At 59.0% G+C, this 18,413-nt stretch carries 19 protein-coding genes; 12 read left to right on the forward strand and 7 right to left on the reverse strand.

The features are described from left to right. Nucleotides 1–17: 17 nt before the first annotated feature. Entirely contained in the window at nt 18–722 is a 705-nt protein-coding gene (locus tag BUB54_RS01805; protein ID WP_048877811.1) for a phytoene/squalene synthase family protein, read from the forward strand. On the opposite strand, the gene BUB54_RS01810 is transcribed toward BUB54_RS01805, so the two are convergent. Then, complete coding sequence (locus tag BUB54_RS01810) at nt 706–1,632, reverse strand: oxidoreductase (RefSeq protein ID WP_048877812.1); 927 nt, start codon at nt 1,630–1,632, stop codon at nt 706–708. The genes BUB54_RS01805 and BUB54_RS01810 overlap by 17 nt on opposite strands. Then, nucleotides 1,629–2,624, reverse strand: a complete 996-nt coding sequence (gene hemB / locus BUB54_RS01815; RefSeq protein WP_048877813.1) for a porphobilinogen synthase — start codon at nt 2,622–2,624, stop codon at nt 1,629–1,631. The genes BUB54_RS01810 and hemB overlap by 4 nt, the downstream gene beginning before the upstream one ends. Nucleotides 2,625–2,770: 146 nt before the next feature. Here hemB and rpiB point away from each other — a divergent pair, with 146 nt between their 5' ends. From rpiB to thiL, 9 genes are all read left to right on the forward strand, one after another. Beyond that, entirely contained in the window at nt 2,771–3,229 is a 459-nt protein-coding gene (gene rpiB, locus BUB54_RS01820) for a ribose 5-phosphate isomerase B (RefSeq protein ID WP_048877814.1), read from the forward strand. Further along, complete coding sequence (gene glyA / locus BUB54_RS01825; protein ID WP_048877815.1) at nt 3,226–4,524, forward strand: serine hydroxymethyltransferase; 1,299 nt, start codon at nt 3,226–3,228, stop codon at nt 4,522–4,524. Before rpiB ends, glyA begins: the two co-directional genes overlap by 4 nt. A 13-nt stretch (nt 4,525–4,537) precedes the next feature. Beyond that, the gene (gene nrdR / locus BUB54_RS01830) at nt 4,538–5,020 is read left to right on the forward strand and encodes a transcriptional regulator NrdR (protein WP_048877816.1); all 483 of its coding nucleotides are present in this window, start codon (nt 4,538–4,540) and stop codon (nt 5,018–5,020) included. Next, a complete protein-coding gene (gene ribD, locus BUB54_RS01835; RefSeq protein WP_048877817.1) occupies nt 5,017–6,114 on the forward strand; it encodes a bifunctional diaminohydroxyphosphoribosylaminopyrimidine deaminase/5-amino-6-(5-phosphoribosylamino)uracil reductase RibD in 1,098 nt (365 codons plus the stop codon). Before nrdR ends, ribD begins: the two co-directional genes overlap by 4 nt. Nucleotides 6,115–6,123: 9 nt before the next feature. Beyond that, nucleotides 6,124–6,738, forward strand: coding sequence for a riboflavin synthase (locus BUB54_RS01840; RefSeq protein WP_048877818.1), 615 nt, complete (start codon nt 6,124–6,126; stop codon nt 6,736–6,738). Nucleotides 6,739–6,803: 65 nt separating this feature from the next. Beyond that, a complete protein-coding gene (gene ribB / locus BUB54_RS01845; RefSeq protein WP_048877819.1) occupies nt 6,804–7,934 on the forward strand; it encodes a 3,4-dihydroxy-2-butanone-4-phosphate synthase in 1,131 nt (376 codons plus the stop codon). A 30-nt stretch (nt 7,935–7,964) separates the two neighbouring features. After that, nucleotides 7,965–8,444 (forward strand): 6,7-dimethyl-8-ribityllumazine synthase, encoded by a 480-nt coding sequence (ribH, locus tag BUB54_RS01850; RefSeq protein ID WP_048877820.1) that lies wholly within the window; start codon nt 7,965–7,967, stop codon nt 8,442–8,444. After that, a complete protein-coding gene (nusB, locus tag BUB54_RS01855) occupies nt 8,441–8,914 on the forward strand; it encodes a transcription antitermination factor NusB (RefSeq protein WP_048877821.1) in 474 nt (157 codons plus the stop codon). The genes ribH and nusB overlap by 4 nt, the downstream gene beginning before the upstream one ends. Then, nucleotides 8,914–9,846 carry a thiamine-phosphate kinase gene (thiL, locus tag BUB54_RS01860; protein WP_073211138.1) on the forward strand — a complete coding sequence of 311 codons (933 nt, stop codon included), beginning with the start codon at nt 8,914–8,916 and terminating at the stop codon, nt 9,844–9,846. Before nusB ends, thiL begins: the two co-directional genes overlap by 1 nt. On the opposite strand, the gene BUB54_RS01865 is transcribed toward thiL, so the two are convergent. From BUB54_RS01865 to rnr, 4 genes are all read right to left on the reverse strand, one after another. After that, nucleotides 9,820–10,914 (reverse strand): zinc-binding metallopeptidase family protein, encoded by a 1,095-nt coding sequence (locus tag BUB54_RS01865; RefSeq protein WP_048877823.1) that lies wholly within the window; start codon nt 10,912–10,914, stop codon nt 9,820–9,822. The genes thiL and BUB54_RS01865 overlap by 27 nt on opposite strands. 99 nt (nt 10,915–11,013) lie before the next feature. Beyond that, nucleotides 11,014–11,181 carry a 50S ribosomal protein L33 gene (rpmG, locus tag BUB54_RS01870; RefSeq protein WP_048877824.1) on the reverse strand — a complete coding sequence of 56 codons (168 nt, stop codon included), beginning with the start codon at nt 11,179–11,181 and terminating at the stop codon, nt 11,014–11,016. Between the two features lie 63 nt (nt 11,182–11,244). Next, on the reverse strand, nt 11,245–12,777 hold the full coding sequence (locus BUB54_RS01875; protein WP_052948298.1) for a S41 family peptidase: 1,533 nt from the start codon (nt 12,775–12,777) through the stop codon (nt 11,245–11,247). Further along, complete coding sequence (rnr, locus tag BUB54_RS01880; protein WP_048877826.1) at nt 12,774–15,008, reverse strand: ribonuclease R; 2,235 nt, start codon at nt 15,006–15,008, stop codon at nt 12,774–12,776. Before rnr ends, BUB54_RS01875 begins: the two co-directional genes overlap by 4 nt. A gap of 820 nt (nt 15,009–15,828) precedes the next feature. Between rnr and rpsD the strand changes: the two genes are divergently transcribed. Together rpsD and BUB54_RS01890 are read left to right on the forward strand one after the other, a co-directional pair. Further along, nucleotides 15,829–16,443 carry a 30S ribosomal protein S4 gene (gene rpsD / locus BUB54_RS01885; protein WP_048877866.1) on the forward strand — a complete coding sequence of 205 codons (615 nt, stop codon included), beginning with the start codon at nt 15,829–15,831 and terminating at the stop codon, nt 16,441–16,443. A 132-nt stretch (nt 16,444–16,575) separates the two neighbouring features. Continuing rightward, complete coding sequence (locus tag BUB54_RS01890; protein WP_052948299.1) at nt 16,576–16,965, forward strand: EF-hand domain-containing protein; 390 nt, start codon at nt 16,576–16,578, stop codon at nt 16,963–16,965. Nucleotides 16,966–17,418: 453 nt separating this feature from the next. Here BUB54_RS01890 and BUB54_RS01895 read toward each other — a convergent pair whose 3' ends face one another. Next, the gene (locus tag BUB54_RS01895) at nt 17,419–18,375 is read right to left on the reverse strand and encodes a GGDEF domain-containing protein (RefSeq protein WP_048877827.1); all 957 of its coding nucleotides are present in this window, start codon (nt 18,373–18,375) and stop codon (nt 17,419–17,421) included. Between the last annotated feature and the right edge of the window lie 38 nt (nt 18,376–18,413).

Raw genomic sequence — 18,413 nt, forward strand, 5'->3', positions numbered from 1 at the left:
TTAGCTATGGAGTGTTCATGCCTCCGTCAAGCGATGACAGCTTTTTATCCCGCCTCCGCCGTGCCGACCCGGACCGGCATTTCGCCACACTTTTCGCCCCCGCTGCCCGGCGTACGCCTTTATGCTTGCTTTACCTTTTTAATCATGAGCTTGCCCGGGCGCGTGAGGTTGCAAGCAACCCGATGCTGGCCCTCATCCGCCTGCAATGGTGGCGGGAGGTTGTGCAGGGCCAACATAAAAAGCATGAACTTGCCACTCCGCTGGCCGAAGTGCTGGATGCCGGGGCGCTCCCGCGTCAGTCGCTTTTGGCGCTGATCGGCGCCCGCGAGACCGAGGCTGACGACCGGATCCAAAATCTACCGGCTTTTCTCAGCTATGCGCGCGGCACAGGCGGGCAACTGGCGCGTATCGCGGGCCAGGTCTTAGGCGTGGACAGCCCAGTCATCGAGGATTTAGGCACAGCCTATGCGATTTCCGGCATATTGCGCGCTGCTCCGTTTCTGGCCCGCCAGGAGCGCTCGCTGCTCCCTGCCGACGGCACGCCGCCTGAGCATTTGATTGCCGAAGCTCGAAAGCTCCTGGACGCCAAACCGCCTCGTGGTGCCTTCGCCGCCTGGGCGCCCGCCGCCTTCGTTCGGCGAGATCTAGGCCATTCCGCCGCGCCAAGGGGGGTTCAGGACCGTTTGTCCGTATTACGCGCCGCCCTTACGGGTAGAGTCTGAAGGCCGTGCCCGTCAGCTGTTCGGCGGCATCCCAAAGTCTTTGTCCTGCGTCTTTATCCAGGGCTTTGGGTTCGGCCTTGGCGGCACCGGGCAGGCCCCGGCATTCCAGCCAGCCCTGAGGGCCATAATAAGCCCCCTGCCGCGCCGCGGGATCGATTCCGGCGAGAATCAGCGGCCAGGCCCCGGCGTCACCGGGCTGTTGAATAAGCGGCGCCGCCAGATTTTGTAGCACACCAATCAGGCTGTTCCGCCCCGGCCCGTTGCGCACCAGCTCTGTCGCCGCAATACCGGGATGTGCCGCGAGTGACAGCGCCTTCAGGCCCGCCGCCTCGGCCCGCCGCCCCAATTCCAGGGCGAAGATCAGCATGGCGAGCTTGCTTTGCCGGTACGCGTTCCAGGCGCGGTACTGCCGCTCGGATTGCAAATCTTCCCAAGCCATGCGGCCCTGTCGGTGCGCGATGGACGAGACCTGAATGATTCGCGTTGCCCGTGTCTTCCTCAGCTTCTCCATCAACAAGGCGGTCAGTAGAAAATGCCCGAGAAAATTCACCCCGAGCTGTAATTCAAACCCCTGCGCCGTTGTCTGCCGGGTGGGCGGTGCCATCACGCCGGCATTATTGAGCAGAATGTCGATGGCTTCCTGTCGCGCCGCAATACGCGCAGCAAACGCCCGCACCGACTCCAAATCCGCCAGATCCAGCAATTCGAGCCGCGCGCGCCCACGGGCCTGCACTTCGATTCCTGCCAGGGCCGCCTTGCCGCGTTCTACGCTGCGGCAGGCCAGAATAACATCAGCCCCGGCGCGGGCGAATTCCAAAGCCGCATAATAGCCAATGCCGCTATTAGCGCCCGTGATAACCGCCGTCTGGCCGGAAAGATCAGGAAGCCGCGCGTTGGGCCAGAGGCTCATTCCTCCTCCAATATCCGCGCCGCCTGCACCGCATGATAAGTGAGAATCCCCGAGCAGCCTGCCCGCTTGAAGCATAGCAGGGCTTCCATCATCGCCTTATCATGGTCCAGCCAGCCATTTCGCGCGGCGGCTTCAATCATCGCATATTCGCCGGATACCTGATAGGCGAATACCGGCACGCCAAACTCGTCCTTCACCCGGCGGATGATGTCTAGGTACGGCAAGCCCGGCTTCACCATCACCATGTCGGCGCCTTCGGCAATATCCATCGCCACTTCCCGCAGCGCCTCATCGGTATTGGCCGGATTCATCTGGTAGGTTTTCTTGTCGCCCTTCAGCGCTCCCAGGCTGCCGATGGCGTCCCTGAAAGGCCCGTAAAAAGCGGAGGCGTATTTTGCGGCGTAGCTCATAATCCGAGTATGGATCAGGCCTTGCCCGTCCATGGCCTCGCGCAGCATGGCAATGCGCCCGTCCATCATGTCCGACGGCGCGATGATGTCGATGCCCGCCGCCGCCTGATTAAGCGCCTGCTTGGTTAAAATCTCCACGCTCTCGTCATTCACGACATAGCCATCCCGAATTACGCCGTCATGCCCATGGTCCGTATAAGGGTCGAGCGCCACATCCCCGACGAGCGCCATCTGCGGAAACTCTTTCTTTAAAAACCGCGCTGCCCGGCACATCAGGTTTTCGGGGTTCAGGGCCTCCGTGCCCTCAGCGTTCTTGAGGTCCGCAGGCGTCGCAGGAAACAGCGCCAATGCTGGGATATTCAGCTTCGCCGCCTCCTCGACATGCTTTGCCAGTCCATTCAAGCCAACGCGGAATACGCCCGGCATGGCGGAGACTTCCGTGGGCGCGCCATCGCCCTCGCGTATGAAAATTGGCCAGATCAGGTCATCGACCGAGAGCTTATGCTCGGCCACCATCCGGCGGGTTGCATCATCAAAGCGGTTACGGCGCAGGCGCGTCAGGGGGAATTTCTGTCCAAGCATGGCGAGAAGCTACTCCAACTTATTCCCGATGGCGACGGGGCCGAGCGCCGCCATTAGCGGGCAGTTGTGCCACTGGCCGCCTCCAAGAGGTCAGACATGAGAAAGCAATGGTTTCAACCGTCGTATCTACATGATAAGGGGGCCCCATGACTCGTTCTTTGATCCTGGCGCTCGGCGCCGACCATGGTGGCGTGGCACTCAAGAACCGGCTGGCGGCAGCACTCGTCGAAGCCGGGCATGAGGTGCAAGATTACGGCACGGACGGCACGGCCAGCGTCGATTACCCTGATTTTGCTCAGGCGGTTTGCACTGCCGTTGAGGAGAAGAGGGCCGATTTAGGCGTTCTGGTCTGCGGCACCGGCATAGGTATGTCCATCGCTGCCAACCGTCATTCAGGTATTCGCTGCGGGCTGGTACATGACGTCACCACCGCCCGCCTGACCCGCGCGCACAACGACGCCAATGTGCTTGCCCTCGGCGCGCGGATCATCGGTGAGGAGGTCGCGCTGGATATCCTGCGCGTATTCATCAACACGGATTTCGAAGGTGGGCGACATGAACGCCGCCTCGCCAAACTTTATCAGCCCACGGAACACACGCCATGAACGACCAGGTTCTTGCCCCGCGCCTGCAACGCTTCTTCACCGCCCCTCTGGCGGAAATCGACCCGGAAGTTTCCGCTATCATTGGCCGCGAAATGGCGCGCGAGCAGGATGGCATCGAGCTGATCGCGTCCGAGAATATCGTCTCCGCCGCTGTTCTGGCCGCCCAGGGGTCTGTTTTCACCAATAAATATGCCGAGGGTTATCCCGGCAAGCGCTATTATGGCGGCTGCGGCCCCTCTGATGAGGTTGAAACCCTGGCCATTGAGCGCGCCAAGAAGCTCTTTGGTTGTGGATTTGCCAATGTGCAGGCCAATTCCGGGTCTCAGGCCAACCAGTCTGTGCTGCTGGCCTTGGTGAAGCCTGGCGATACCATTCTCGGCATGTCCTTGGCCGCTGGCGGTCACCTGACCCATGGCGCCGCGCCGAATCTTTCTGGCAAATGGTTTAACGCCGTTCAGTATGGCGTGCGTGCTGACGATGGATTGCTGGATTATGAGGAGCTGGAGCGTCTCGCCCGCGAACATAAGCCCAAGCTGATCATCGCGGGCGGTTCCGCCTATCCGCGTTTCATTGATTTCGCCCGTATCCGCGTGGTGGCGGATGAAGTCGGCGCCTTCTTCATGGTTGATATGGCCCATTTCGCGGGGCTGGTTGCGGCAGGCATCTATCCCAGCCCTATTGAGCACGCCCATGTGGTCACCACCACCACCCACAAAACCCTGCGCGGCCCGCGCGGAGGAATGGTTCTGACCAACCATGAGGACATCGCCAAGAAAATCAACTCCGCGACCTTCCCGGGCCTGCAAGGCGGTCCGCTTATGCACGTTATCGCGGGCAAGGCTGTTGCCTTTGGCGAGGCGCTGACGCCGGACTTCGTGGCTTATCAGAAGGCCGTTACCGCGAACGCCAAGGCGCTTGCGGAAACCTTGGTGGAGCAGGGCCTTGCCATCGTGACTGGCGGGACGGACAGCCATTTGATGCTGGTTGATCTGCGTCCCAAGAACACCACCGGCAAAGCTGCTGAGGCGTCGCTTGAGCACGCCCACATCACAGTAAACAAGAACGCGATTCCGTTTGACCCGGCGAAGCCCGCCATCACCTCCGGTATTCGCCTCGGGACCCCCGCCGCCACGACGCGGGGTTTCGGCATCGCCGAGTTTAAGGAAATCGGCGAGATGATCGGTGAGGTCCTCGATGGTCTCGCCAAGTCCAACGACGGTACTAACGATGCGGCTGAAGCTGCCGTAGGCGCCCGTGTGAAGGCTCTGTGCGCCCGCTTTCCGATCTACAGGTAACAAGGAACGTTTAATGCGCTGCCCATTCTGTGGAGACTCCGACACCCAGGTGAAGGATAGCCGCCCCACGGACGATGGTAGCGCCATCCGCCGTCGGCGCTTCTGCGCCGGCTGTGGGCAACGCTTCACCACGGTTGAGCGCGTGCAACTGCGCGAACTGACCGTGCTGAAAGCAGATGGCCGCCGTGTCGCCTTCGACCGGGATAAGTTGGCCCGTTCCATCCGTGTCGCGCTGAACAAACGCCCGGTGGATGAAGATCGGCAGGAGCGGATCGTCAACGGAATCGTCCGTAAGTTGGAAGCCAGCGGCGATGGCGAGGTGAAAAGCGAATCAATCGGCGAAGCGGTGATGGAAGCTCTTAAAGAGATTGATGCGGTGGCCTATGTCCGCTTCGCATCTGTTTATAGGGATTTTCGTGAAGCTGGTGATTTTAAAACTTTCCTCGGAGGCATGGAAGGCGCGCCCCTGGCACAGCCGGAGACGCCGCAAAAATGAGTGATGAGGATTTTATGCGCGGCGCCTTGGCTTTGGCGCGGCGCGGTCTAGGTCAGACAGCCCCTAATCCGTCTGTTGGCTGTGTCATCGTCAAACAAGGCCGCGTTATCGGGCGCGGCTTTACCTCACCAGGCGGGCGTCCCCATGCGGAGGTCAACGCGATTAAGATGGCTGGCGAACATGCCCGCGACGCCACCGCTTATGTCACTTTGGAGCCGTGCAGCTTTACCGGAAAATCAGGTGCTTGCACGGAGGCTCTAATCTCAGCGGGCCTCGGCCGCGTGGTCATCGGTGCAGAAGACCCCCATCCACGTGTAGACGGCGCCGGTATTGCCCGGTTGCGGGGAGCTGGCGTGAGCGTCACAGTTGGCGTGCTGCGGCCGGAATGTGAGGCGGTTATCGCTGGCTTTGCCTCTGTGCAACGCCTGCACCGTCCCTTGGTGCGGCTCAAGCTCGCCACGTCCTTGGATGGGCGGATCGCTTCCGCAAGTGGTGAATCACAATGGATTACGGGTGAATCGGCCCGCCGCACAGTGCATGCCATGCGCGGGCGCCACGATGCCGTGCTAGCCGGCGTTGGAACCGTTTTGGCCGATGACCCGGAGTTGACCTGCCGAATTGAAGGCTTACGTGAAACTCCCTTGATCCGTGTAGTGGTCGACAGCCATTTGCGCACGCCTCTGCTCTCCAAGCTGGTGCGTGGCGCGGCGCAAAATCCGCTATGGATTTTGCATCGTGACGGTGCCGATAAGCTCCGCCGTAAGGCGCTGGAACGCGCGGGCGTTAAGCTGATCGAACTGCCCGCTTCAAGCGCTGGTGTAGACCTGACCGCTGGCATGAAAGCCTTGGCCGAGCATGGCCTGACGCGAATATTCGTTGAAGGCGGCGGAACGCTGGCCGCGGGGCTGCTGCGGGCTGGGCTGGTGGATAGGCTGGCTTGGTTCCATGCCCCTTGCGTCATTGGCGGAGACGGCTTTCCGGCCGCTCAAGCCTTTGGCATCACCAGCCTGAATGAAATGCCGCGATTCATGCCGGTTTCCAGCCAGCATTTGGGCTCAGACATGCTCTCCCAATTTACTCGCGCCCTGCCATAAGGATTCTTTATGTTCACCGGACTTATCACAGGTGTTGGCACGGTTCAGGATATCACTCCCCTCGGAAACGGGCTGGATGCCCGTTTCACCATTGCAACACCGGATAATGAAACATGGCGGAATGCTGAGAAAAAGCTCGGGGCCTCCATCGCCTGTTCCGGCGTCTGTCTCACCGTGATCGAAGCCGGGTCAGACTGGTTCAGCGTTGAGGTTTCCGCCGAAACTTTGTCCAAGACCACACTCGCAAGCTGGCGCAAGGGTGCACAGATCAATCTGGAAGGCTCGCTTCGGCTGGGGGATGAACTGGGCGGGCATCTTGTCTCCGGCCATGTCGATGGCTTGGCCTCCGTTGTTTCCGCCACGCCAGAGAATGGCTCCACCCGCTGGTTGTTTGAGTTGCCGCCTGAGCTGGCTCCTTTTGTGGCGCCGAAGGGCAGCATCGCCATCAACGGCGTTTCCCTCACTGTGAACGAGGTTGATGGCCTCAGGTTCGGCATCAACATCATTCCCCATACCGCCGAGCATACAAATTTCGCATCCCTGCGGGCCGGTGATAGTGTCAATGTCGAAATCGATATGCTGGCACGCTATCTCGCGCGGCAACTTAGCTTTAAGAACTCGTAAGATAGACTTATTTAAACTCCGCTAACGCCAAGGTTGGGCGTTCCAGCGGGAAAGGATCGCTTATCATGGACGGCTTGAAATCGCTCGCCACCAACGGGTTGCACGACTATATATCTTCGGCGGCTGAGATTATCGAAGAAGCGCGTGCCGGGCGGATTTTCATTCTGGTTGACGATGAGGACCGTGAGAACGAAGGGGATCTTGTTATTCCCGCTCAGTTCGCAACTCCGGATGCCATCAATTTCATGATCAAGCATGCGCGCGGGTTGGTGTGCTTGGCCATGACCAAGTCCCGTTGCGAGGCGCTGGGGCTGCCGCTCATGACCCAGGCCAACGGCACCCGGCACGAGACTGCCTTCACCATCTCAATCGAGGCGAAGGAAGGTGTTTCCACAGGCATTTCCGCCGCAGACCGCGCCCGTACCGTTGCCGTTGCAATCAACCCGGAATTGGGGCGTGATGACATTGTCTCGCCCGGGCATATTTTCCCGCTTATGGCGCGTGATGGCGGTACGTTGGTGCGCGCGGGCCATACTGAGGCATCCGTGGACATTGCGCGTCTTGCAGGGCTTATCCCTGCGGGTGTGATTTGTGAGATCATCAACGACGATGGCACCATGGCCCGCCTGCCGGAACTGGTGGCTTTTGCACAGCGTCACAACATAAAACTGGGCACCATCGCGGACCTCATTGCCTATCGCCGTACGAATGAGAAGCTGGTCAAGCGCCTCGAACAAGGCAACGTCACCGCCCGCGACGGCGGTTCGTGGCGGATGATCGCGTTTGAAAGCAAGGTGGATGGCGTTGAGCATTTGGCCTTGGTGAAAGGTGACATATCTGGTGAAGAGCCTGTGCTGGTCCGTATGCATGGCATGGATCTGATCGCCGATGTACTTGGCAATGGGCATATGGAAGCCCTCCACGGCGCGATGCAGGAGATCGGCAAAGTGGGGCGCGGCGTTGTCGTGATTGTGCGTGAAACGCGGAACAAAGCCATGTCCGCCGGTCTGCGCGCCTTGCTGGAGGGGCCGGGCGAGAGCCGGGATCTGCGTGATTACGGTATCGGCGCTCAGATTCTATTGGATATCGGGGTCAAGAACATGGTCTTGCTCTCTAACCACAAGCGCAACATCATCGGGCTGGAGGGGTATGGGCTGAACGTTGTTGAGCAGCGCGGCCTTTCCGGCACCAACTGATTTAGCCCTATTTTAAAGATTATTACATAAATGAGCACCGCAGACGCACCGTTGCCCGTGGCCCCGCAAATTGCCGGGCCCGTCCCCAAAATCCTTATTATCAGCGCGCCTTATTACCGCGATGTGGTGGTGGGTATGTTAGACGCCGCTAGGCAGATTTTTGATCAGGTTCAGGCAAAGCTGGACGTGATTGAGGTCGCGGGAGCCTTTGAGCTACCCCAGGCGCTGGCCATCGCGGCCTCCGGTCAGGAGGCTTTTGATGGTTTTATTGCTCTTGGCTGCGTAGTGCGCGGTGAGACGGACCATTACGAATTTGTATGCACCTCCGCCATGGACGCGCTGATGCGGGTTGCCGTCACGGACCGTCTTGCGCTCGGCACCGGCCTGCTCACGGTGGATACACTGGCCCAAGCCATGGCCCGCTCTCGTGAGACCGGGGCCAATAAAGGGGCTGAAGCTGCCGTCGCGTGTCTGAAGCAAATCGCCCTCAAGCGCCGGTTTTCAGCATGAGCCGCCCCCGCACATTCTCCCGCGTCGCGGCGGTGCAAGCGCTTTATCAGGCTGAACATGCCGAGGTGAATCCGGAAATCGTTATCGACCAGTTCGTGCGGCACCGTATCCACAGCCTGCCTTGGCAGGGCGGGCTGGAGGAGGGCAATATGCCAGAAGCAGACGTACCGCTTTTCACACGCATCGTCCGCACGGCCGCGCAGCAGCAGGACGTGGTGGACGGCATGATTGCCAAAGCCTTGCCGGAAGCCTGGCCCATGACGCGGCTTGACCCTGTATTGCGTGCCGCCTTGCGCGCGGGCGGTGCCGAGTTGTGGATGACCGATGGCCCCCCGGCCAAGGTCGTGATCAATGAATATCTCGACGTTGCGCACGGCTTTTTCTCCGGGGATGAGCCGCGCATGCTCAACGGTGTTCTGGACAAGCTGGCGCATCTGCTCCGCCCCGCGGAATTTTCCTCTGCCGGCTGATGGACGAATTCGCGAGGATCGCGGCTTATTTTACTCCTTTAGCAGCGGAAGCGGGCAGGGGGCTGGCGGATGATGCAGCGGTACTGGCTCCCCCACCAGGGCGTGAACTGGTACTCACAGTGGATCAAATGCTGGAAGGCGTGCATTTCCTTCCGGCCGACGATCCAGCGTTGGTGGCCCGGAAGCTGCTTCGCCGGAATTTATCTGACCTAGCGGCAATGGGGGCTTTGCCTCTGGGCTACCTGCTCACCACGGCGTTGCCAAAAACGGTTCCTGAATCCTGGCTGACGGCGTTTGTAACGGGGCTGGCGCAGGACCAAAGTATATTTGGTATCGGGCTGTTTGGCGGCGACACTTCCTCGTCGCGCACGGATATTGGCCTCACCGCCACCCTTATAGGCCACGTTGCGCCGGGCCAGGCCCTGCCGCGCAATGGGGCGCGGGCAGGCGACAGGATCTTCGTCACCGGCACTATCGGCGATGCCGCGCTGGGGCTGGAAGCGCGGCAGGGTAGACTGGCGGACCCTTCGGGCTGGCTCACCCGGCGCTCCTTGCTGCCGGACCCTCGTGTGGGGCTCCGCCTAGCGGGCATTGTTTCAGCTGCCATCGATATATCCGATGGACTGGTGCAAGATCTCGGTCATCTTTGCCGCGGCAGCGGACTTGGCGCTGTTATCGAAGCTGAAAAAGTCCCACTGTCCGTTGAAGCGGCTGCCCTTGGCCCGGCCTATCTCGAAACGCGCCTGACCGGCGGTGACGATTACGAATTGCTGCTGGCCGTGCCGCCGCAACATATCGCGGCCCTCCGCGAAGCCTGTGGGGTTTTGCCCGTGACGGAAATAGGCATGTTTCAAGCCGGAAGCACCGTGCAGGTCGTGTCCGGTTCGGGCGAACCGCTCCGCCTTTCAGACTTGGGCTGGCGGCATTTTTAATGCCTCTTCGCCGATTTGCCCCTGCACAAGGTGGTGAATGAAGCTGAGCTTGCCGATAACGGTTTCCGACAGAACAAACGGATATGAATCCGCATGGCCCATGGAGCGGTTCAGCGCATTCATGGCAAATGTAAGTGGTAACCAAGCTTGGATAAGCTGACCGACAGTCTTGGCTTTATAAGGATCAAAATTGATGTCAGCGTGGAGCAGGTTCTCATCCATCCGGTACGGATGAATCCCCAGCCCAAAGGCCGAGGCGGTTTCCAGCGTGTCGGCAATGTGTAGATAATGCGCCCAACTCTCCGCGAAATCTTCCCAGGGGTGTGAACTGGCATAGGCTGAGATATAATTCTGTTCCCACTCTGGCGGCGGGCCTTGTTCGTAATGTGTTTGCAGGGCCTCGGCATAATCGAGCGTATCATCCCCAAACACGGCCCGGCAGGCTTGCAGTCGCCCACCATCGCGGACCAGAAGATTCCAATAATAATGGCCGATTTCATGGCGGAAATGTCCCAGCAGGGTACGGTAAGGCTCGCCCATCTCCTTGCGGAATCGCTCCCGCATCGCATCGTCGGCTTCTTTGAGGTTGATGGTGATCAGCCCTTCATTATGCCCCGTCAGAATGCGCGGGCCAGGTTCTGGCGGGTCGGATAGAAAGTTGAATGCAAACCCTAGCACAGGCGCGTCAGCAAGATTCTTCAGGGGTAGTTTCAGCCGTAGTAGCGAGTAGAATAAACGATGCTTGGCAATTTCAGTGACACGCCAAGCCGTCAGGTTTTCGTCAATGGTAAGGTCAGGAATGGTCTGATTATGACGGCAGGCGATACAAAGCCCATCCAGGTGTGCCGCGGCTTTCGGTACCAACCAATTGCAGACGCCATGCCCCGCGTTCCGGCAATAGCTAAAAAGCTGTCCACCACCCAGCGGCTGAAGCCCCGCTTCCAGCGTCTCCAATGTCAGCAGAGACAATGTATCCGCTGAAAAGCCCAGGGCATAACCGCACCTGCCACAGACATTATTCTCGAAAAACAATGTCTGACCGCAAGATTTGCAGAGAAACAGACGCACGAAAAACCCTTCAATTCAGTCTTGAATTGAAGGGCATGTTAGACCCATATGGGCTGAAATTTGTGTGAAGTTTCAGCCATTTGCAGCTAAGGCCGCGAATTACTTGATCTTCGCTTCCTTGAACTTCACGTGCTTACGCACGACGGGGTCATACTTGTTCAGTTCCAGCTTCTGCGTCTGCGCGCGGGCATTCTTCTTGGTCACATAGAAGTAGCCGGTATCGGCGGTGGACACGAGCTTGATTTGGACGACGTTCGATTTGGCCATAATAAGAATCTCCGAGAGCGGGCCGTATGGCCCAGTTTTCCAGGTTTCGTCAAGCGCCTGACGTCAATGCAGCAGTGCAGCTTGATACATTTTATCATTACTCAGGATCGCGGCAGCCGCCTGCTCATCCAGCTCCCCGCCAATATCGGCTGGACAGTTCGCGCGCAAGGCCAGCATCGCGTCAATGCTCACTGGCGGGCGCATAGCCCTGGCTTTGGCCAGCACGGGCGCCAGCAAATTATGCCCTTTTGCCAGCGCGGCAAGTTGCTGGTTGAGAGAATCGGGGCCATTGCTGGTGCAGACCTGCGGCATTAGCCCCAACCCTTGCAGCGGCCAGCCGCGTGGCGCTAAAACCCGGCTCCAGGTCACAAAAAGTTCTCCGCCGCCGGGCAGGGAGGTGACTGTTTGCACCAGCCCTTTGCCCAGCGTTTCCGAGCCGATTACTACGGCCCGCCCGTCATCGGCCAAAGCGGCGGACAGGATTTCCGCCGCGCTGGCGGTTTGGCCGTCCACAAGTACGGCTATTTTGGCACCCTCGGTCAAATCCGCTCCTTCTGCCGTGAAGTGTTGGTCGGCATCGGGGTCGCGTCCGTTTGTTTCGGCAATCGGGCCGGATTGCAGCAGCGTATCCGCGACGAGAACCGCTTGGCGCAGCACGCCACCCCGGTTGCCGCGCAAATCCAGTACCAGCGCGTTGGGCGACGGCGTTTGTGCCATTACGCTGGCCAATGCCTGCGCAAATTGATCGCCTGTTCCCTTATTGAATCCATCAATCTTGAGAACCGCGATTCCCGTGCCCAAAGGTGGCTCCACAAAGACGGTCTCAGGCGGAATAAAGCCGCGTTTCAGCGTGAAGTTTTGGGGATTTGAATCGGTGCCATCCGTTGGATCAATGATGGAGATAGAAAAAGCGGTGCCAGGCAACCCGGCCATACCTCTGTTCAGCGCCTCTACCATGCCAGGATAGGCTTTGCGGCCATTAACAGTGGAAACAACCATCTGCGGTTGCAAGCCAGCATTTGCTGCCGGACTGTCTGCTGCAACACTTGCCACCACAACCCGGCCCTCCTTCGAGGTCAACGTCACGCCTGTGCCCGCCAGACCGGTAATCATCAACTGGTCCTGAGCGGCCTGCACCGGGCCTTCATAGCGGGAGTATGGGTCAAAATGGTTGAACAGCTCGTCGAAGAAATTGCTGATAATCCCCTGCGTCCCGGCCTGTTGTAACGGCACAGAGGCCGCATAGGCCGCCGCCGCAACCTTGCCGGCGGCTTGCCCCCAGCCAGCGGCATCCTTGGCGGCTGGGGCAGGCACCGCCAAAAGCAGCCGGTCCGGCCCATAAAGCCTAATTTCACCATCTTGCAGCTTGGTGTTCAGGTTGGGATCCAGCGCCGCGAGGCCATTAAGTCCCCACAATGTCATTTGCGGAATGGTCACTGGGTTCAGCGCGCGCGGTGCAATATAGGCTAGCGCCGCAGACCACACGCTGGCGGCGGCGGCGCTGTCAAAAGCTGTTGTCGAGGCTTCTGCCGGGCGGGCGCACAAACCCACCGGCAGCAACAGGCACAGCAGAAAGAGAATAACCTTCCGCTTCACCGCCGCTTCTTCTGCTGGGCTTTAGCTTGTCTCACGGGCTTCATGCGGTTGCCCGTGCGCCGCTGGACGGCCTGGGTTTCTGGCATCCCGGTCAGGCCGAAAAGCAGCCCACCTGTTATGGGTTTTGCCTCGTTCAGCCGAACTTCAATCTCCTGCGTGAGGGAAAACACAACGCGGCTCCGACGGCCGGACAAGGTTTGAGCGCGTTCATCATAAACCCACGCATCGTCCGGCAGACTCGCCATACTCAAGAACCCGCTTGCACCACTTTCCGTTAAAGTGGCGAATAGACCAAATTTCGTCACCCCCGAAATCCGGGCATGGAACAACTCTCCCACACGGTGTTGCAAATACAGCGCAAGATAACGGTCGATCGAATCGCGTTCAGCCAAAGTGGCGCGGCGTTCCGTGGCGGTGATCTGTTCGGCGGTGTCGGCAAAGGCAGCTATTTCTTCATCCGTCAAACCATCTCGTCCCAGCTTTAGCCCCTTGATTAGCGCGCGATGCACAAGAAGGTCGGCGTAGCGGCGGATGGGCGATGTGAAATGCGCATAGCGCGTTAAAGCAAGACCGAAATGTCCAATATTATCAGGGGCGTACTCAGCCTGGCTTTGGGCGCGCAGCATCGTTTCATTGACCATTGTGGCTGATGGCGTGCCTTCTACCAGCTTCAAGATCCCGTCAAGATCTCGTGGATGTAACTGGTCGCCGGGCTTCAAAGAAATATCGAGTGTGGCGAGAAAGCTCCGCAAATTGTCCAGCTTCTCAGGTGAGGGCGGGGCGTGTACGCGGTACATGCAAGGCAGCTTCAGACGCTCTAACTCTTCCGCAGCGCAGACATTCGCCAGGATCATGAATTCCTCGATCAGCTTATGCGCATCCAGTCGTGGGCGCGGGGCGATGTTCTGCACCTGCCCCGCCGCATCCAGCGTGACCTTGCGTTCCGGCAGGTCGAGGTCAAGCGTGCCGCGGCGTTTCCGTGCTTCGCTCAGCGCATGAAACGCCGCGAAGAGATGTCCGTGATTTTCAGGATTATCCTCAAACTCTGCCTGAACCTCGTCATAGGTCTTGCGTGCGGCGGAACGCATCAGCCCACGCCCGAATTTATGGTTCAGCTTGGTGCCATGTACGTCGATATGGATTTCGACGAACAAACAGCCGCGCTCCTCATCCGGCTTTAAGGAGCAGAGGCCGTTGGAGAGGGCTTCTGGCAGCATCGGCACTACGCGGTCCGGGAAGTAGCAGCTATTGCCGCGCAGTCGCGCCTCGATATCCAGCGCGCTGCGCGGTTTTACATAATGTGCCACATCCGCAATGGCGACAATCAGCCGATAGCCGTGTGGCTCAGGGGCGGCAAACACAGCGTCGTCGAAATCCCTGGCGTCGGCACCGTCGATGGTAATAAGCGGCAGGTCGCGCAGATCTGTGCGCTTACCCAGCGCTACATTCCGGGCGCGTTTGGCTTCCTTGAGCGCCGCTTCGGGGAAATCCATTGGAATCCCGTGCTGAGCGATGGCGATAAGGCTGACCGAGCGTGCATCGTTGGCATTGCCTAGACGCTCGGTGATGCGCGCAGGTTTGGGGCCGAAGGGCTTGCCGGGCAGCGGTTCAGCGCGGACAATCTCGCCCTCCTCGGCATCCATTGTTTCGCTGGCCGGGATTATCCATTCGCCTTTCTGCCGCCGGTTTGTGGACTCGATTCGTCCGCCATGCGGGGTTTTATGAAAAAGCCCGACAATGCTGCCGCTTTGGCCTTCTACACGTTTGATTGTCCGCCCTTCATACTTGTCCGGGCCAATACGTCTTAGCCGAGCGAGCACCCTTGCCCCTGGAGCTAGCGCGGCCGCGCCCTTGCGTTCCGGCTGCATGAAAATTACGGGCGGCTTTCCAACAGCGTCCCATGTCACCGGCCGGGCGATCGCTTCTCCATCACGGTCGATACCGGTGACTTCTACCATGACGTTTTCCGGCAAGCGCCCCGCTTCAACATAGCGCCTGCGTCCTGCGCGTTCGGCGTGCCCATCAACCTCCAGAGATTTCATGATGCCCCGCAGCGCCTTGCGGTCCTCCGGCGCGACGGAAAAGGCGCGGACCACATCCCGAAAATGCGGCACGCCTTCCGCCTCAGACAGAAAACGCTTCACCGCGTCGCGGGTGGGCAACGTTGCACGCCGCGCTTCCTTAGCGGGTTTCAGGGGTTTGGGCTTGGTCTGCTTATGCCTAGTCTTCATAATTCCCAGTATGGGGCTGAGGAGCGCTTACGACCATGCCCTTACTGTTTAGATCATTCATATCGTTCCTGGAGGTATGACTCATTGATTGTTTGTTAGATTCAGGTAACCGGTGGCTGTGAGGGTTGGGAGGCTTCTAATTAAGCCTTATGAGCTAACATTAACCCCTTGAATTGCTTTGGTTTACTTTGCTTAGAAGAGGCTTCTTCTGAGATTGCTGGCATAGAAATCAATGTTCCCGGGAAATTTGGCGAAGTTGATGGGCAAACTAGCCTTTTATCCTTGCTCAGTTTGCGCGCCAGCCTTTCGATATCGGTCTGAAACGCCGGTCGGCGGCCGCTATAGTATTCTGTTTTGTTTTACCCTCCAGGGGCGCTGGCGCTATACCGCCTTTAGCTCTTCAGAGCCCGGTCGCCACATCACGCTGCTTTGTCTCACCGCGGCCCTGGTCGTTACCCCCCAGACTCGAAAGATAAGTCGTCTCCTGGCGTGTATTGGGGGGGAGGCGTGGGGGTGAGGGGAGGCCACGCCTTGGGTGATGAAGGCATATGGATCGACCGTCCCACGAAACTTTTCTGCCCCTGTGCGCGATGGTTTATCAGCCTGCCAATCGTTGCCGTGCCGTAAAGCCAGCTGCGAGCCCAATTGCCTTTTCCAACCCAAAATCAAGCCAAAGCCATTGACGGCTCCTCTCCAACCCTATAGAGCCCCGCGACGTTGCCGGGAACGTGGACGGGCGGTGGTCGCTCGCGCCCGCTCTTTGCCGTGAAAACGGAAAAGAGACTACTGGCGGAATTTGAACAAGAAAGGTGTACGCGCCGTGACCAAGCGCAATGAAAGCAAGTATAAGATTAACCGCCGTCTGGGCGTTAATCTGTGGGGCCGCGCTAAATCTCCCGTGAACAAGCGCGAGTATGGCCCTGGACAGCATGGCCAGCGTCGCAAGAAGCCGTCGGACTTCGGCGTGCAGCTCATGGCGAAGCAGAAACTGAAGGGCTATTACGGCAACATCTCCGAAAAGACCTTCTACAAGTACTATGAAGAGGCCGTGCGTCGTAAGGGTGACACCTCCGAGAACCTGATCGGTCTTCTGGAGCGCCGGCTGGATGCGGTTGTGTACCGCATGAAGTTCGCGATCACCCCGTTTGCTGCCCGCCAGTTCGTGTCTCATGGTCACGTGCTCGTTAACGGCCAGAAGGTGAACATCCCCTCCTACCTCGTGAAGGATGAGGACGTGATCGAAGTGCGCGAGAAGTCCAAGCAGTTGGCAATCGTGCTCGACTCCGTGCAGAGTGCTGAGCGTGACGTGCCGGAATATATTGAGGTTGATCACCGCGCGATGAAGGGCCGCTATCTACGCGCGCCCAAGCTAGCGGATGTGCCTTTCCCGGTGCAGATGGAACCGCACCTCGTGGTCGAGTTCTACTCCCGCTAATCTCTCTGCTTTTGGGCGGATTATAGAAACGGCGCCTTCGGGTGCCGTTTTTCTTTGTCACATCATCGAGATGGTGTCGTTACAGGCGCTGCATACCAATCAGCCTCCTACACGTTGAATTGGAGTTTGTTTATGCGCCGTATTTTGCTTGCCTCCGTCCTTGCTCTGGCGCCGGCCGTCGCTTTTGCTCAGGGGGCGGATGACAATGCCAATCCTCCTCTGCCGCCCTCAGGCATAGGTGGCCCTGGCGCCGGTTGGTCACATCAGGGCAAAAGGCATCACTGGATGAGCCCAGAACAGATACTGATGGCCTTTTATGCGGCAAATACATCTCATGATGGGCATTTGACCCTGGCCCAGGCCAAGGCTGCCAATTTCAAACCCGTTGTTGAGCATTTCAGTGAGATCGACGCCAACAAGAAGGGCTACGTAACATTTTACGACATCCAGGCTTGGCGTCTTGATGAATTTGCCAAGCATCTGGAAAAGCGCGCCGACGAGTTGCGCGCCAAAGATCAATGATTTGAAAACAGCCGGGGCGTGAAAGCGTCCCGGCTCAGTCATTTACCGTTTCAGCCCTTAGTGGGATCCCTGCCGCCCCGTGGGAAAGCTCGGTTTGCTATCTTGTGCCGGGTCCCCTGTCACGAACATCTGGTGCAGAACATCACCCCAGCTCGGATTCTGGCCGCTCTGGTCGGATGCGCTGCTAGTATCCGTTGCAATTTGCCCTTTGCCATTCGTCGTCACGTTTGGTGTTGAAGTCTCCGCGGGACCGAAAAGATGGATCACGATTCCCGAAGGCTTGGGTTTAGGGTCTTGCCTTGCCCAGGTGGGACCAGCGAGCAGACACCCCAGCGCAGCGGCGGTCAGAATTTTCAAAGTGAAGCTCCAGAAGCATTTTGCCCAGCATTGCGCTCCTGTTGCGACCAGGCAAGACGTTCCTGCGCAATGGGCCTATGCCGGCGCCGGCTACCATCAGTCAGTTTGCCACACCCGCCAAGCACTTGCTGGCTCGGTCCCTGGCTCCTGACGCTGGCAGGCAAAATCTGCCAGTCGCAGCGTTACGGCCGCGTGTTCCATTACTATGCCGGCATCTTCCCCGCTGCCTGACCAGCGTGGTGCAACGCCTACTGTCAACAAAGCTTGCTCGGGCAAAAGCGAGGGCAGGGTGGTGCAGAATTTCGCCGCTCTCTCTCCGCCAGTCAGATGGTCCATGCCATCGCACCACAGCCCGATGGTGGTTTCATCGATCCTGCCCAGCAGATCCGTCGGACGGACAATATCCCGCAACTCCTCGGCTAGGCGCATAGCAACCGCGGCGCGCAGTTTGGACGTGCTGCGTGAGAAACCGAGATAAATCAGCGTCCCCGGCCGTTCTTCCACATCCAACCGGTCAAGGCGCCGCGATATTTCATTGGCAAAGAAAGGAGCCGTCCACAACCCGGTTTCCACATCTAGGATGGAAGCCCTTTGTGGCCCGTTTTTGCCCTCGTTATCGCGTCCGGGCAATGCGAGTTCCGCTGCTTCCAGATCGAACAGCAGGCCATAGGTTCCGACAATGTTGCCGTTTGAGAAGCGCGGCGCCAGTGAAACTCTGAACAGTCGTGATTGGCTCCCATCCCAGGATAAACGCATCTGCCCGTGCCAAGCCACGCACTCCACGCAGATTGTGGTGACGATCTGCCTGAATTCAGTGGTGCTGACCAAGGTATCTTCTGCCTTGCCGCCCGCGATCAGTCCGGCCAGCTCCTGCCCGAGCATTTCCGCAGGCGCGCGCCCGAGCACCCGCCCAGGTCCAAAGGCTGTGAAGCGCCCTAGTGGATCGGTTTCAAAGGCCAGATCGGCCAGCATGGCGGCGACACTAAGCCAAGCGGCGCCTTGTTGCTGATGAAAGGGAACCTGTGCCGAATCCGAACGCTGCGAATGGGTCATAATTCCGCTCTTAAAACTCGCTTGGTTAACGGACTCTT

This window comes from Acidocella aminolytica 101 = DSM 11237 (genome assembly GCF_900129125.1).
Lineage (GTDB): Bacteria > Pseudomonadota > Alphaproteobacteria > Acetobacterales > Acetobacteraceae > Acidocella > Acidocella aminolytica.